This window comes from Streptomyces sp. S4.7 (assembly GCF_010384365.1).
Classification (GTDB): Bacteria; Actinomycetota; Actinomycetes; order Streptomycetales; family Streptomycetaceae; genus Streptomyces.
This window is the reverse complement of sequence record NZ_CP048397.1, coordinates 166,010-180,459: the sequence shown is the minus strand read 5'-3', so window position 1 is coordinate 180,459 and position 14,450 is coordinate 166,010. Positions and strand designations below refer to the sequence as shown.

Here is a 14,450-nt window from a genome sequence, read left to right as displayed (position 1 = left end):
GCGCCGCATCGTCCCGGCGTCGTGCCGGGATGCGACGAAAGTTGACAACCACAACTGGTCCGGCCGGGGTTGAGCCGGCCCGGAGCGCCGCCGTTGGTCGCTGCGGGCCGCGACTTCCGGCGGCTGCTCCGGGGCGCCGCCGCGATCACGCCGGCGTGACCCCGCCTCTACGATGGGCCGATGGCGTCGATCAGAGAGATCCAGGTCACCTTCGACTGCGCGGAACCCGAGCGCGTCGCCCGTTTCTGGTGCGAGGTCCTGGGGTACGTCGTGCCGCCGCCGCCGGAGGGGTTCGCCACTTGGAGCGATTGCGACCGTTCGCTGCCGCCCGAGCGTCAGGGCGCCGCGTTCGCGTGCGCTGATCCCTCAGGTGTGGGCCCGCGGCTGTTCTTCCAGCGCGTGCCCGAAGGGAAGGTCGTCAAGAATCGGGTGCACCTCGACGTACGGGTCGGCAGCGGGCTCGTGGGTGAGGAGCGCCTGGCCGCACTTGAGGCCGAATGCGCACGGCTGGTCGCGCTCGGCGCGGTACGCGGGCGGCTCCTGACCGCCGACGACGACAACGAGTCGTGCCTCTTGATGCAGGACATCGAGGGCAACGAGTTCTGTCTCGACTGAGCGGCGAACGCGACGACGGCTTACGACAGCGTTTTTTCGCCACTTCTGGCCGGTATTCGTACGCGCCGGTATTTCCGTTTTTTGTGTGGCAAAGAGTCGTGCGTTTAATCGTGTCGACTAGCGGAAGCGAACGTGGAGCGATGGCGACCCGTTCGGATCAAGTGGCTGGTTCTCGACGTTTGGGAAATCTGGATCCAGGGGTATCGATCGACCTTGTTCGATAATTGACATTTGAAGCGCCTTTGTATGGAGTGGCGTTCTGAAATACGTGCTTCGTCATTATTTGAAATCCTCGGAAAGTCATGTACGGGAAGGAGTGTCACCTTTTGTCCGGCATAGCGAGTATCGGCACGCCGCTGCAGAGAGTGCGGTCGATCGTGGCCGATGTTCTGGAAACGGCCGAAGAGAGCATCGAGGACGACGCGCTCTTCTTCGAAGACCTCGGCATCGATTCCCTGGAGAAGACCGAGGTGGTCGTCCGCGTCGAGCGGGAATTCGATGTGAAGCTCAGTGCTGTCGACGCCGCGGCAATGCGCTGCGTCGAGGACTCCGCGGCGGTGCTGCGGAGCAAGCTGAGCGGACCGCCGAAGACCGGGGCGGAGCTTGTCGATCTCGTCGAGCGGCTGGTCGGGTGCCACCTCGCGCAGGGGCGCGGGGAGCGGATCGCGTACACCGACCCCGATGCCGGTGACGTCTCCTACCGCGGCCTGTACGACGCGGCCCTGCGCTACGCGGCAACGCTGGTCGCGAACAAAACTCCCGCCGGCACGCGCGGACTTGTCGTCTCCGACGACTCCGTCACCACGGTCGCGGCCGTCCTCGGCCTGTGGTGGCACGGATGCGTACCCGCTGTCGTCAGTCCTCTCCTCACCGACGAGGAGCTGGCCTACATCGCCGACGACTGCCAGGCGAACGTGATCCACCTGGACGCCCCGCCCAAGCGGCAGCGAGCGCTGGAAGCGCTCTTCTCGGACCGCCGCCGGATCACCGGCCGGCAGATACGCCAGGACGCCGTCGAAGCCCCTGCCCAGGAAGACGGCGGACCTCCCCTCCGGGACGGCGCCGCCCCGTGGCCGTCCGACCGTGAGGCGCTGATCCAGTACACATCGGGAAGTACCGGACTGCCCAAGGGGGTCAGGCACAGCGCGGGTGCCATCGCGGCGGTCCTGGCCGGCTTCGGCTCGTCCCTGGCCCTGCGCGAGGACGACACCGTGCTGTCCACGGCACGTATGTCCTTCGGGTACGGATTCGGCGGGACGGTGCTCTTCCCGCTCGCGGCCGGGGCCCGGGCGGTCCTCGTACGCGGCAGCATCGACCTGCACACCGTGACGGCCGCCCTGGACCAGTACCGGCCGACGGTTCTCTGGTCGGTGCCGCGCCTCTACGCGGCGTTGGTCGACGCGGCGGGCACCACCGACGGGGGTCCGCGAACGGAATCGGTGCGGCTGTGCGTCGCCGCCGGCGAGAACCTGCCGGCCCGGCTGAGCGAGCGGATCCGGGACACCTTCTCCGCCGACCTGATCAACGGCCTCGGTGCGACCGAGGTGCTGCACATCGTCGTGGCCACCCCCGCCGGCCGGGCCATGCCCGGAACCATCGGCTTACCCGTGCCGGGCGTGCGGGCCACGATTCGTGACACCGACGGCATCCAGGTGGCGGACGGAGTCGAAGGACGGCTCCACATCAGCGGCCCCACGGTCGCGCTCGGCTACATAGGCCGGCCCGAAGCCGCGGCGGGGACGTTCGCCGACGGCGGTGTGTACACCGGCGACATCGCGATCCGCAACGACGACGGGACCCTCTCGCACCTGTGCCGCGCCGACGACCTGCTGAACCTGGGCGGCTACAAGGTCCCGCCCGGCGAGATCGAGGCGGTGGCACGGGCCGTCGAAGGCGTCCGGGAGTGCGTGGTGGTCGGACAGGCCGACGCGCACGGGCTGGAACAGGCCATCCTGTACGCCGTCGCCGAGAGCGGAGCCGACACCGGCGAGATCCGCCGCTCCATCACCGCCGCCATCCGCACCGGCTTGGCCCCCTTCAAACGCCCGGCACGGGTGGAGTTCCTCGACAGACTGCCGGTCACCTCCACCGGAAAACTGGCCTCCTTCCAGCTCCGGAACCGGGTGACCCTGCCTTGACCTGGGACATCACGGGCACCGGGGCGGTCGCCAACATCGGCCGCACACCCGGGCAGATATTCGACGCGCTCTGTGCCGGACAGGAGACGCGCGGCGCGCTCAGAGCCTTCGACGTCAGCAAGTACCGGACCCGCCACGCCTACGAGATCGACGACCGCCCCGCCGGCCGTGACGAGCCCCTGCGGGCGACCAAGTGGCTGATCCTCGCCGTCCGGCAGGCCCTCGCCGACGCCGGTCTGCCGGACGACCTTTCCGGGACACCGGTGCTCGTCGGGACGACGCTTCGGGAGCAGCGCAGTACGGAACTGTGGTGGACCGAGGGCGCCTCCGTCCGCCCGGCCGACCTCCACTTCGGCGGCGCCCTGCGCGAAGCGTTCGGGGCGGTCACCACGTACACCTTCGCCAACGCCTGCTCCGCCTCGCTGTACGCCCTGGGGCTGGCCACCGACATGATCGAGTCCGGCGCGACCGACACGGTCGTCGTCGCGGGCACGGACGCCCTCACCGAGAGCGCCTTCGGGATGCTCGACCGGGTGCAGAACGAGTCGCCGCAAATGCTCCGGCCGTTCGACGTCTCGCACAAGGGGATGCTGATGGGGGAGGGCGCGGTCGCGGTCGTCCTCCGGCGCGCCGGTACCCACGAACGGCGCCCCCTCGCCCGGCTCAGGGCCGTCAGCATGAACTGCGACGCCCACCACGCCACCGCGCCCGACGCCGACGGCATACGGGAGGCCGTTCTCGACGCTCATCGGCGTGCCGGTGTCGGAGCCGGGGACATCGACCTGGTGATGCTGCACGGCAGCGGCACGCCCCGTAACGACGAGACCGAGGCCGCCGTCCTCTCCGAGGTGTTCGCGGGCCCGGGCCGAGGCCCGCTGATGACCGCCATCAAATCCATGACGGGCCACACGCTCGGCGGATCCGGGTTGCTCAGCGTGGTCGTCGCCGTCCTGGCCATGGCGCGGAACACCGTGCCGCCGGTACTCGGTCTCGCCGAGCCCATCGAGCAGGCGGCCGGACTCGGGCTGGTCCGTGGCGCGGCCACCGCCGCCGACATCACCACGGCGCAGATCAACGCCTTCGGTCTGGGCGGGATCAACGCGGTCGCGCTGGTCGGGGCGGCAGCGTGAACGGCACCGAGGCGCCCGGCGGTTCGCAGGCGTCCCCGGGGGCGCCCGAAGTCCCCGCGGCCTCCGCCGCTCCCGTACGCACACCACCGGACGGGACCGTCGTCACCGGCGTCGGTCTCGCCGTCCCCGGCCTCCGGTCCGTACGGGACCTGCTCACCGACCGGCCCCCCGCGGACGGCTTCGATCCCGCGACGGCCCTGAAGGGCCGGGAGATGCGCAACAAGGACCGCGCCTCGCGCCTGGCCCTGTACGCCGCCGAGCAGGCGCTCGGCGATGCCGGACTGCTCGACGAGAAAGGACACTTCCGGGGGGCCACGGCCAACGCCACGGCCGTGGTGGCCAGTTCGAACCTGGGCTCGTTGCAGACCGTCTGTGACTTCACCGACACCATCGCCCGCGACTCGGTCACCGGACTGAGCCCGCTCGGCCTGCCGCAGACGTCGAGCAACGTCGTCGCCGGCTGGGTCGCCATCCGCTACGGACTGCGGGGCCCTAACCTCACCGTCTGCAACGGCGCCACCAGCGGCCTGGACGCCCTGCACTGGGCCCGGAACCTCATCGGGGCGGGGCGCTGCCGGAGAGCGGTGGTGGTCGGTGTCGAGCCGGCCACCGAACACGCCGGCAGACTGCTCGGCCGTACGGCCCCCGACGTGGCGTGCGCGGTGGTGCTCGAATCGGTGGCAGAAGCCTCCGCGCGCCAGGCAGAGGTCTACGCACACCTGTCGGCCTATACGCGCGGTGCCGAACTCGCGCCCACTGTCGCGCTCACCGAATCCGGGGCCCCCGCCCCGGTCGGGCTCCGGCTCACCGGCGGGCTCGCTCAACCGCCGGCCGCCCCGGCCGGGCAGAGCCTGGATCTCACCGCGCGACTCGGAGAGTGCTCGGGCGCGCTGGGAGTACTCCAGGGCGCCGTCGGCGCCATGCATATAAGGACGCACGGAACGAGAGCGGTGCTCGCGTTCACCGGAGGCGCCGACGCCGATGACGCGGCAGCCGCCCTCCTGCTGACCGGTGAATACAACGAATGATTGGGAAATCCCTTATGGAATTGGCCGTGGACTCAGAGGAATTGCGCACGATCGTCGCCGAGTCTCTTGAGCTGGAACCCGAAGAGGTCGGTGACGGTGACCACTTCGCCGAGGACCTCGGAATGGACTCGCTGATGGTCCTGGAAATATCGTCCAGGCTGGAGCAGCGCTACAGCATATCGGTGAAGGACGAGTCCATCGGATCGGTGGAGAATCTCACCGAACTGCGCGGTCTGGTCGAGTCCCTGCTGGCCGGGGAGTCGGCGGCGTGACCGAAAGGCGAATCGCTCTGGTGAGCGGCGGGTCCCGGGGGATCGGCAGGGCCGTCGTCACCAGACTGGCGCGGGACGGATTCGACGTCGCGTTCTGCTATCTCTCCCGCGCCGATGCCGCCAAGGAGACCGAACGAGAGGCGGCCGAATCAGGATCCCGCGTCTTCGCCCGGCAGGTCGATGTCGCCGACGCCGGTCAGAGCCGTGCCTTCATCGCCGCGACGGAGGACGAACTCGGCCCGGTCGACGCCGTGGTGACGGCGGCGGGCATCACCCGCGACAAGCCGCTGGCGACGATGGAGGACGCCCAGTGGCACGACGTGCTGACAACGAATCTGGACGGCACCTACCATGTCTGCCGCCCCGCCATCGAACGGATGGCCATGCGGCGGGCGGGTTGTCTGGTGACGCTGTCCTCGATCGCCGGTGTCCGCGGCAGTGTCGGGCAGACCAACTACTCCGCGTCCAAGGCCGGGATCATCGGATTCACCCGGGCCATGGCGAAGGAGTACGGCAAATTCGGCGTGCGGGCCAATACCGTGGCCCCCGGATTCATCGAAACGGAGATGACGGCCGACATGTCCGACAGGGCCAGGAAGAAATACCTCGGCCAGATTCCGCTGTCGAGGTTCGGCACATCGGAGGAGGTGGCCGATCTGGTCTCCTTCCTCCTGTCCCCGCGGTCCTCCTACATCACCGGCCAAGTCCTGGGCGTCGACGGCGGGTTGGTGATGTGAGAAACATGGCCGCCCTCGTCGGACAGGGCTCGAACCCCCCGCGGGGAGAAGGACGCGTATGAGACCCACCGCCCCGCTCGGCCCGGTCACCCGGCGCCGGCCGGTCGACGATCCCACGGTGCGGCTGTTCTTCTTCCACCACGCGGGTGGCTCCCATTTGCTCTACCGCGGCTGGACGCGCCTTTTCCCGGAGGACTGGGACATCTGTCTGCTGGACGCGCCCGGCCGCGGGAACGCGCAGGCGATACCTCTCATCGACGACTGCGCCGATCTCGTGGCGTTCTTCGACGAGGCCCTCGCCCCGCTGCTGAACCGGCCGTTCGCGTTCTTCGGCCACAGCGTGGGCGCCCGCGTCGCCTACGCGCTCACGCGCCGCCTCCAGGAGAGGGCGCGCGAACTCCCCCTCTGGCTCGGGATGTCCTCCTTCCGCGCACCGCAGCCGGATTCGACGGGGCCGTCACTGAGCCGGAGTCTGCGATCCGACACAGCCCTGCGCGACTGGCTCACAGACACCGGCGGCGCCCCGGACCGGCTGCTGAGCGACGACAGCCTGTGGAACGCCTTCGCTCCGGTGCTGCGCTGCGATCTGGGACTCGCGGACACCTGGGACCGCGAGACACCCAGAACGCCTCTGCCGGTGCCGCTGACCGTGTTCGGCGGCACCGACGACACCGTCGTGCCCCTCCGCCAGCTGGACAACTGGCCGCGCCTGACCGCCGACTACCGCGGGCTGCACACCTATTCGGGAGGCCACTTCTACCTGAACGACCACCGGGAGCGGTTGGCCGGACTCATCACCCGGACCGTGCTCGACCAGCTCGGTCCGCCGCCTCGCGTATAGCCGCTGCCGACGCGCGTCCCGGCTCGGCCGACTCCTCCCTCACCCGATGGGGGCGGGCATGCGCACCACGTCGTAGGCGAGGGCGATCACGTCCCCGGTGGCCGGGTCGCTCAGCTCGACACGCCAGCGGTCCGCGAACTGGTCGACACCCTCGGCCATCGGAATCGTGCCGGAGATCAGCACCGTACCGGGCACCAGATCGCCGCGCTCACGCAGTACACCGGCCCAGTAGCCGGGGGTGAGCAGCTCGGCCAGAGTGCCGTCCTGGATGAGCGTCTCCCGCCCGTCGTGGGTCACCCAGGCCCGCAGCGCCAGATCGTCCAGCCGCTCCTGTACGTCGGCGAGCCGCCAGGCGCGGCGGGCGAGCACATCGGGGCTCGCGTTCTTGCTCCACGCGACACCGTGGACCTCCAGCTCACGGTCGGTGTGGTCGCAGGCGGCGGTCAGCAGCAGTTCCCCCTCGCCGTCCACCACCAGGGCCCATTCCGCCTCGCCCGAGGTGCGGCCGTGCTGGACGCTGACGTGTTCGGTGTGCTGGGCGAGATAGGGGGAAACCGGGTAGAGCGCCGGCGTCACGGACGGCGCGGGCACGCCGAGCTCGGCGAGTTCGGCCACGTGCGCGGCCACGTCGGCCTGGCTGCGTCCGGCATAGCCGGCGTTGAGCACCTGGACGACATCGATGCTCCGTGTGGTGCCGTCGGGCAGTTCGAAGGTGAGCAGCGCCATGGGTTGTCTCTCCACATCGATCGCGGTATCGGCGAGGTTAACTTTGCGCGGAAGGCTTGCGCATACGACCTGTATACAATAAGTATGCCGGTAGGTCGACAGCTTCCCGCACCCCGGCGCCCCTCATGAAGGAACAAGCACTGTGAACAAGAGCACCAGCGACGACGGCGGGTCCGCCGTACGCCGCGCCTTCCTCGCCAGCCTCACCGGCACCGCTCTGGAGTGGTACGACTTCGCCATCTACTCCGTGGCCGCGGCGCTGGTCTTCGGTGATGTCTTCTTCCCCTCGGAGGATCCCGCCACCGGCACCCTGCTGGCCTTCTCCACGTACGCCGTCGGCTATGTGTCCCGCCCGCTGGGCGGTTTCGTCTTCGGCCGCCTCGGGGACAAGATCGGCCGCAAGAAGGTCCTCATCGCGACCCTCGTACTGATCGGGGTCGCGACCCTCCTCATCGGTCTGCTGCCCTCCTACGCCACGATCGGCGTGGCCGCGCCCATCGCGCTGGTCATCCTCCGCTTCGCCCAGGGCGTCGGTGTCGGCGGCGAGTGGGGCGGGGCCGTACTCCTCTCCAGCGAGTTCGGCGACCCGCGCCGGCGCGGCTTCTACGCCTCGGCCGCGCAGATAGGCCCGCCGGCCGGCAACCTCATGGCCAACGGCGTGCTCGCGGCACTCGGCGCGCTGCTGTCCGAGGACCAGTTCGTGTCCTGGGGCTGGCGTGTGGCGTTCCTGCTCTCCGGGGTTCTCGTCGTCTTCGGCCTGTGGATCCGTACCAAGCTGGAGGAGACCCCCGTCTTCAAGGCGATGGAGGCCGAACAGACGCGCCCCACGGCCCCGGTTCGCGAGGTGTTCGCCACACACCCCCGTGCGCTGGTGGCCGCGATCCTGAGCCGCGTCGCCCCGGACGTGCTGTACGCGCTGTTCACCGTCTTCGTGCTGACCTACGCGACGGGCGAACTCGGCATGTCGCGCGGCTCGGCGCTCGCCGCCGTACTCATCGGATCCTCCTTCCAGGTCTTTCTCATCCCCCTGGCCGGGGCCCTGTCCGACCGCGTCAACCGGCGCCTGCTGTACGGGTTTTCGGCCCTCGCCGCCGGGGTGTGGCCGTTCGTGTTCTTCTCCATGACCGGCGGCGGGAGCTGGCCGCTGCTCACCTTCGGCGTCGTGGTGGCGCTGGGCATCCACTCGTTCATGTACGGGCCGCAGGCGGCGTTCATCGCCGAACAGTTCTCCCCGCGGCTGCGCTACACCGGCTCCTCCCTCGCCTACACGCTCGCCGGAGTCATCGGCGGGGCCGTCGCGCCCCTGATTTTCACGGCGTTGCTCGACGCCCACGACTCCTGGGTGCCCCTGGCTCTCTATGTCGCGGTCACGGCGGCGGTCACGATCACCGGACTGTCCCTGGGCCGCGACGGGGACGAGTCCGGCGACAGCGTCGAGGACGCCACGGCGCAGTCGCCCGTCGGCACCCTCACCGAGCGCAACTCGCCCACCGAGAAACGTAACTGACACCCCGTCCGACACCCGCCTCGCGAGATCCGGAGCCGCACCGTGCGCATCGCACTGAGCCAGATCACCACCGGCCCCCACCCCGGGCAGAATCTCGCGGTCCTCCGCGAACAGGCCCGTCGAGCGGCCGACGCGGACGCCCGCGTCGTCGTCTTCCCCGAAGCCGCGATGGCCTGCTTCGGGACTCCTCTGGCACCGCTGGCCGAACCGCTCGACGGCCCATGGGCCACAGCCGTCCGCCGGATCGCCAAGGAGACCGGACTCGTCCTGGTCGCGGGCATGTTCACGCCGGCCCCGGACGGGAAAGTCGCCAACACCCTGCTCGCCACCGGTCCCGGTGTCGAGGCGGCCTACGACAAGATCCACCTCTATGACGCCTTCGGCTACGCCGAGTCCGACTCCGTGGCACCCGGCTCCGAGATCGTCACCATCGAAGTCGACGGCGCCCGTATCGGCCTCGCCACCTGCTACGACGTCCGCTTCCCCGAGCTGTTCAGGGCGCACGCCGACGCGGGAGCGGTCCTCTCGCTGCTGCTCGCCTCGTGGGGTGCCGGACCCGGCAAGCGCGAGCAGTGGGAGCTGCTCACCCGCGCCCGCGCCCTCGACGCCACCCTCTGGCTCGCGGCCGTGGGCCAGGCGGACCCGGCGGCGTCCGGCACTCCCGCGACCTCGAACGCTCCCACCGGCATCGGCCACAGCGCGCTGATCGGTCCGGACGGGACCGTACAGCAGCGCCTCGGAGAAGGGCCGGGGATGCTGCTGGCCGATCTGGACCTCGACGAGGTCTCCGCGGTCCGGCGGGCGGTACCGGTGCTGGCCAATCGCCGCCTGCGGCTCGAAGGGTGACCGGCCGCCCCGTGCCGGGCGTCAGCCCGCCAGCAGGACCTTGAGAGTCGACTCCAGATGACTGTCGATCGCGATACGCGCGGCACGCCGGTCACCGGAGGCGATCGCCGCCAGGATCGCCCGATGCTCGGTCAGTACGGACTCCTGGCGGCCCTGCTGGTTGTAGAGAGCCACCACACCCACCCGGATCTGCCGGCTGCGGAGCCCGTCGTAGTGTCGGTTGAGCAGGGAATTGCCCGCCGCGGCGACGATTGTCGCGTGGAAGAGGTGATCCACCGCGATGAACTCCTTCGCGTGCTCGGGCCCGCTCAACGCGCGCTGACGCTCGAGGAGTTCGGTCAGCTCCGCCAGGAGATCCCGGTCCTCGGGGACGACCTGCTCCGCCGCGTACCGCTCGACGATGCCGCGCAGCTCCATCACCTCGGTGATCTCCCGCCCCGACAGCGGTACGATCTGCGCCCCGCGCTTGGGCACCAGCCGTACGAGATCCTCGGCCGCGAGGAGCAGCAGTGCCTCGCGGATGGGGGTGCGGGAGACCCCGATACGGTCGGCGAGCTCCTGCTCGGAGAGGAACTCACCCTGCCGGTCCGGGTCGGTCAGGACGTTCTCCTTGAGGAACGCGTACGCCTTCTCCCGGCCCGAGGTCCGTTCCGACGTCATGATTTCCCCCGCGACCCAAATGACTGCATACAGTAAGTATACAGCTTTGACGTCCTTCGCCGCCCTCCGGTGATGCGGCGCGCTCCGGGTCGATAGGCTGCCGGAACGTGTTCGGGCGGGTGGTCCTGGAGGTGCCGTCATCTCCGTCGAATGGGTTCGGCTCACACTCGACCTGGACACCTTCGACGATGCCCGGTTCGAGCCCCGCCTCCGAAGGTGCGGGCAGGCGGGTATCGAGTTCACGACCATGGCCGCTGTCGGCGACACGGCTGAACACCGGCGTGCGCTCTACGACTTGAACAGTACGTGCTCCGCCGACATCCCGCAGCGGGGGGAGTTCTACACGTTCGGGGAGTACGTCACCCAGCGCATCGAGACTCCGGCCTACGATCCCCGAGGCGTCGTTCTCGCCCTGGACGGCGGATCATGGATCGGCATGGCGACCACGTCGATCCAGCCCGAAGGGCACGCCTTCAGCGAGATGACCGGGCTGCTGGCGGGCTACCGGGGGAGGGGAATCTCGCTGGCCATGAAGCTCCTGGCCATCGGCTTCGCGCGTTCGCAGGGCGCGCGCCGGCTGCGGACCTTCCACCACCCCGACAACGCGGCGGCCATCGGCATGAACCGACGGCTCGGTTTCGTGAACGACGAGCCACGAGCCGCGACCAAGTGACCAACTGCCCGTCCGGGTAGGGCATGCGCGATCACGACCGGACGGCCGCTCGTCTCCCCGGCGTCCCCGGCCTGGCCGAAGCCCCGGCACTCAAGGCTCGCCGTCCGGACCGGGTGGCACCGGCAACGGTGACCAGCGCCGCAGGGCGGTCACGAACCGCGACCTGCCGGCAGGATCCCAGGACGTGGCCGGACACCCCGGTCCCGCCCGGCCGGGACCTGCTGTGGTGACCGTGCCGCGCCGACGAGGCGCGGATCTCCTGTCGCTGAACACTGTTCTTGACCGAGAATGTAGTCGAACGCGAGTTTCTTGAATCGCGCCTTGCGGAACTAGAGAACCACTCGTAATCGGGTGGAGCACCCGAGCCTTTCGATGCCCTCGGGAATTTGGGTCGATCTGCCCTCTGACCTGGGTCGATCGGTGACACGGATCATGGTCGGGTCGCGAATAGCCGCCGGAATTCCTGGTTCAACTTGAAGAATTTCGGCAAACGTTGAGCGCGCGCATTTTTCGTGAGGCAACCGATAATTGCAGCCGCCGAGTCGACATTGATATGGTCCGGCAACGTCGAACAGGCGTTCATGCCGGAACAGCGTAGTAAGGCGGGGAAATGCCGAATGCGAGCACTGTCGCGCGGGCCGAGGAAGACGTTCGGAATCGTGAACACAATCGACGGATCGTCGACCAGTACATGCACACGCTCGGACAGGACCGGCTGCGTCGCCATGAATTGTTCACCGAGGACGGCCAGGGCGGTCTCTGGACGACGGAGACGGGTGAGCCGATCGTTATTCGGGGCCGGGACCGGCTGGCCGAGCACGCGGTCTGGTCGCTCCAGTGCTTCCCCGACTGGGAGTGGACCGACATCGAGATCTTCGACACCCAGGACCCCGACCGGTTCTGGGTGGAGTGCAGGGGCGCCGGCAAGATTCGCTTTCCGGGTTATCCGGAAGGCCACTACGAGAATCACTTCATCCACAACTTCCTTTTTGAGAACGGGAAAATCAAGTTGCAGCGGGAATTCATGAACCCGTGCCAGCAGTTCCGTTCGCTCGGTATCGAGGTGCCGCGTGTCGTGCGGGCCGGAATACCGACTTGAGCGAGAGGCCGGGGGAGGGTTCGAACGTGATGCACGCAGGCTTGAAGCGGCAGCTCCGCGCCGCCCAGCAACCGAGTTGGGACGACCCGCGCCGGCTCGCCGAGGTTCGCGATGTCCTGTCGGCGGCCCAGCCCCTCGTCAGCGCCGACCAGATCGCCACGCTGCGGCGGTCGCTGGAACTGGTCGCCGACGGGAAGGCGCTGATCGTCCAGACCGGCGACTGCGCCGAGCACCCGGACGAGTGCGGCGAGCCGCACATCGCGGCCAAGTCCCGTCTCGTACACGGCCTCGCCGACCTGTTGAGCGACCGGTCCGGTCTGCCGGTCGTCCGGGTCGGCCGAATCGCAGGGCAGTTCGCGAAACCGCGCTCGAACCCTGTCGAGGACATCGACGGGACGCTCCTGCTCCCCGTCTACCGCGGGCACATGGTCAACTTGCCCGAGCCCGACGTCCGCAGCCGCAGAGCCGACCCGGCGCGCATGGTCATGTGTTTCATGACCGCCCGCGAGACGATGCGGCACCTCGGATGGCGGACGGACGACAGCCCGGCCGGGCGCGACATCGAGGCCCCGGTCTGGACGAGCCACGAGGCGCTGCTGATGGACTACGAGCAGCCGCAGCTCCGCAGGCTCGACGACGCGCGGTGGATGCTCGGCTCGACCCACTGGCCGTGGATCGGCGAACGCACCCGGCAACTCGACGGCGCCCATGTGGCTCTGCTGTCCGAGGTCGTCAACCCGGTCGGCTGCAAGGTGGGGCCGAGTACGACCCCCGAGGAGCTGCTCGACCTGTGCGAGCGGCTGGATCCGCGCCGCGAGCCCGGCCGGCTTTCGCTCATCGTACGGATGGGCGCGGAGGCGATCACCGACCGGCTGCCCGTTCTCGTCCGCGCGGTCCGGGACGACGGCCGCCCGGTGCTCTGGCTCAGCGATCCCCTGCACGGCAACACGGTCAGACGCGCCGACGGCACCAAGACCCGTGTCGTCTCCACGGTCGTCGACGAGGTGCGCGCGTTCCTCTCCATCCTGGACGAGGCGGGTGTACCGGCGCACGGGTTGCATCTGGAAGCCAGCCCGTACGCGGTCGCCGAATGCGTCGGCGGCGCCGGGAGCACGCCGCCCACCGCCGTGGGGGCGCCGAGCCTGTGCGACCCGCGGCTCGATCCCGAGCAGGCCGCGGAGGTGGTGTCGGTCTGGCCACGCGCCGGCGCCTCGCGGGAGGAGACCGTTCTCACGAGGCAGGGGACGTCATGAGCATGCGATTGCGGATCGATCCGTACGACCTGCCGACCCGGGACGACCTGCCGGCCAACGTCGTCAACTGGCGTCTGCGCCCGCACCGGGCGGTCCTCCTCATCCACGACATGCAGAACTACTTCCTGTCCGCGTTCGACGGGGACATGCGCGCCCAACTGGTCGAGAGGGTGTCGGCGCTGCGCAAGCGCTGCGCCGATCAGGGCGTTCGCATCGCCTACACCGCTCAGCCGGGCCGGATGACCCCGCAGGACCGCGGCCTCCTGCGTGACTTCTGGGGGCCCGGCATGACCAGCTCCGCGTCGGACCGCGAGATCACCGCCGAGCTGACGCCGGGGGCCGACGACTGGACGTTCGTGAAGTGGCGCTACAGCGCGTTCTTCCGTACCGAACTGCTGGCGCGTGCACGTGCGGAGGGCCGCGACCAGCTCGTGGTGTGCGGCGTGTACGGCCACGTGGGCATCCTCGCCACCGCGCTCGACGCCTACAGCAACGACCTGGAGGTCTTCCTGCCCGGCGACGCCATCGGCGACTTCTCCGCCGCGGACCACCGGCGGACCCTGGAGTACACCGCGCGTTGCTGCGCGGAGGTCACGACCGCCGACGAGCTCCTGTCATGACCAGGGATCTGCCGGACACCGTCATCGACGCCACCGCCGGCGAACTCGCCCCGGTCGGCGGGACCGGCGGACACGGCCGCGCCGCGCGGGCCGACACACGCCACGAGCCGCAGGGCCGGGGCCACTACGGCGACGTCATCGGGCTGGTCGGCACCGCGGAGATCGGTCGCCACCCGGCGGCCGGCGAGGAGTACGCGCCGCGCGGACGGCGCTCCGCCCGGCTCCGGTTCCGCCCGGAGCCGCCGCTCACCGTCGACGGGCCGCACATTCTCACCGACACGACCGATTGGGTGCTGGGGCAGTGA

16 protein-coding genes are annotated in these 14,450 nt (G+C 69.5%); 14 read left to right on the top strand and 2 right to left on the bottom strand.

Annotated elements, in window-relative coordinates; all coding sequences use genetic code 11:
- The first annotated feature begins 180 nt into the window (after positions 1-180).
- From SSPS47_RS00845 to SSPS47_RS00815, 7 genes are all read left to right on the top strand, one after another.
- Positions 181-615, top strand: coding sequence for a VOC family protein (locus tag SSPS47_RS00845; RefSeq protein WP_164247678.1), 435 nt, complete (start codon positions 181-183; stop codon positions 613-615).
- A 302-nt stretch (positions 616-917) separates the two neighbouring features.
- Positions 918-2,753, top strand: a complete 1,836-nt coding sequence (locus SSPS47_RS00840) for an AMP-binding protein (RefSeq protein WP_164247676.1) — start codon at positions 918-920, stop codon at positions 2,751-2,753.
- Complete coding sequence (locus SSPS47_RS00835; protein WP_164247673.1) at positions 2,750-3,883, top strand: beta-ketoacyl synthase N-terminal-like domain-containing protein; 1,134 nt, start codon at positions 2,750-2,752, stop codon at positions 3,881-3,883. Before SSPS47_RS00840 ends, SSPS47_RS00835 begins: the two co-directional genes overlap by 4 nt.
- Entirely contained in the window at positions 3,880-4,911 is a 1,032-nt protein-coding gene (locus tag SSPS47_RS00830; RefSeq protein ID WP_164247670.1) for a beta-ketoacyl synthase N-terminal-like domain-containing protein, read from the top strand. The genes SSPS47_RS00835 and SSPS47_RS00830 overlap by 4 nt, the downstream gene beginning before the upstream one ends.
- 26 nt (positions 4,912-4,937) lie before the next feature.
- Entirely contained in the window at positions 4,938-5,183 is a 246-nt protein-coding gene (locus tag SSPS47_RS00825) for an acyl carrier protein (protein ID WP_164247667.1), read from the top strand.
- Positions 5,180-5,920: a 3-oxoacyl-ACP reductase FabG gene (gene fabG, locus SSPS47_RS00820; RefSeq protein ID WP_164247665.1), complete on the top strand. Its 741-nt coding sequence runs from the start codon at positions 5,180-5,182 to the stop codon at positions 5,918-5,920. The genes SSPS47_RS00825 and fabG overlap by 4 nt, the downstream gene beginning before the upstream one ends.
- 58 nt (positions 5,921-5,978) lie before the next feature.
- A complete protein-coding gene (locus SSPS47_RS00815) occupies positions 5,979-6,761 on the top strand; it encodes a thioesterase (RefSeq protein WP_164247662.1) in 783 nt (260 codons plus the stop codon).
- Positions 6,762-6,800: 39 nt separating this feature from the next.
- Here the strand turns inward: SSPS47_RS00815 and SSPS47_RS00810 are convergent, their stop codons facing one another.
- A complete protein-coding gene (locus SSPS47_RS00810) occupies positions 6,801-7,487 on the bottom strand; it encodes a DUF2848 domain-containing protein (protein WP_164247660.1) in 687 nt (228 codons plus the stop codon).
- 142 nt (positions 7,488-7,629) lie between these two features.
- Here SSPS47_RS00810 and SSPS47_RS00805 point away from each other — a divergent pair, with 142 nt between their 5' ends.
- Entirely contained in the window at positions 7,630-8,994 is a 1,365-nt protein-coding gene (locus SSPS47_RS00805; protein WP_164247657.1) for an MFS transporter, read from the top strand.
- 42 nt (positions 8,995-9,036) lie between these two features.
- Positions 9,037-9,840, top strand: a complete 804-nt coding sequence (locus tag SSPS47_RS00800; protein ID WP_203557756.1) for a carbon-nitrogen hydrolase family protein — start codon at positions 9,037-9,039, stop codon at positions 9,838-9,840.
- A gap of 21 nt (positions 9,841-9,861) precedes the next feature.
- Here SSPS47_RS00800 and SSPS47_RS00795 read toward each other — a convergent pair whose 3' ends face one another.
- Positions 9,862-10,500 carry a GntR family transcriptional regulator gene (locus tag SSPS47_RS00795; protein WP_164247654.1) on the bottom strand — a complete coding sequence of 213 codons (639 nt, stop codon included), beginning with the start codon at positions 10,498-10,500 and terminating at the stop codon, positions 9,862-9,864.
- A 295-nt stretch (positions 10,501-10,795) separates the two neighbouring features.
- Here SSPS47_RS00795 and SSPS47_RS00790 point away from each other — a divergent pair, with 295 nt between their 5' ends.
- From SSPS47_RS00790 to SSPS47_RS00770, 5 genes are all read left to right on the top strand, one after another.
- Positions 10,796-11,173 carry a GNAT family N-acetyltransferase gene (locus SSPS47_RS00790; protein WP_239064715.1) on the top strand — a complete coding sequence of 126 codons (378 nt, stop codon included), beginning with the start codon at positions 10,796-10,798 and terminating at the stop codon, positions 11,171-11,173.
- A gap of 610 nt (positions 11,174-11,783) precedes the next feature.
- Positions 11,784-12,272, top strand: a complete 489-nt coding sequence (locus SSPS47_RS00785) for a PhzA/PhzB family protein (RefSeq protein ID WP_164247650.1) — start codon at positions 11,784-11,786, stop codon at positions 12,270-12,272.
- 29 nt (positions 12,273-12,301) lie between these two features.
- A complete protein-coding gene (locus SSPS47_RS00780; RefSeq protein WP_164247648.1) occupies positions 12,302-13,525 on the top strand; it encodes a 3-deoxy-7-phosphoheptulonate synthase in 1,224 nt (407 codons plus the stop codon).
- The gene (locus SSPS47_RS00775) at positions 13,522-14,145 is read left to right on the top strand and encodes an isochorismatase family protein (RefSeq protein ID WP_164247646.1); all 624 of its coding nucleotides are present in this window, start codon (positions 13,522-13,524) and stop codon (positions 14,143-14,145) included. The genes SSPS47_RS00780 and SSPS47_RS00775 overlap by 4 nt, the downstream gene beginning before the upstream one ends.
- Positions 14,142-14,450 carry a hypothetical protein gene (locus tag SSPS47_RS00770; protein WP_164247644.1) on the top strand — a complete coding sequence of 103 codons (309 nt, stop codon included), beginning with the start codon at positions 14,142-14,144 and terminating at the stop codon, positions 14,448-14,450. The genes SSPS47_RS00775 and SSPS47_RS00770 overlap by 4 nt, the downstream gene beginning before the upstream one ends.

Bases quoted from the DNA above. Each gene is read 5' to 3' on its own strand.
- SSPS47_RS00845 (WP_164247678.1), top strand. From the start codon at position 181: ATGGCGTCGATCAGAGAGATCCAGGTCACCTTCGACTGCGCGGAACCC.
- SSPS47_RS00840 (WP_164247676.1), top strand. From the start codon at position 918: ATGTACGGGAAGGAGTGTCACCTTTTGTCCGGCATAGCGAGTATCGGC.
- SSPS47_RS00815 (WP_164247662.1), top strand. From the start codon at position 5,979: ATGAGACCCACCGCCCCGCTCGGCCCGGTCACCCGGCGCCGGCCGGTC.
- SSPS47_RS00810 (WP_164247660.1), bottom strand. From the start codon at position 7,487: ATGGCGCTGCTCACCTTCGAACTGCCCGACGGCACCACACGGAGCATC.
- SSPS47_RS00795 (WP_164247654.1), bottom strand. From the start codon at position 10,500: ATGACGTCGGAACGGACCTCGGGCCGGGAGAAGGCGTACGCGTTCCTC.
- SSPS47_RS00785 (WP_164247650.1), top strand. From the start codon at position 11,784: ATGCCGAATGCGAGCACTGTCGCGCGGGCCGAGGAAGACGTTCGGAAT.
- SSPS47_RS00780 (WP_164247648.1), top strand. From the start codon at position 12,302: ATGCACGCAGGCTTGAAGCGGCAGCTCCGCGCCGCCCAGCAACCGAGT.
- SSPS47_RS00775 (WP_164247646.1), top strand. From the start codon at position 13,522: ATGAGCATGCGATTGCGGATCGATCCGTACGACCTGCCGACCCGGGAC.
- SSPS47_RS00770 (WP_164247644.1), top strand. From the start codon at position 14,142: ATGACCAGGGATCTGCCGGACACCGTCATCGACGCCACCGCCGGCGAA.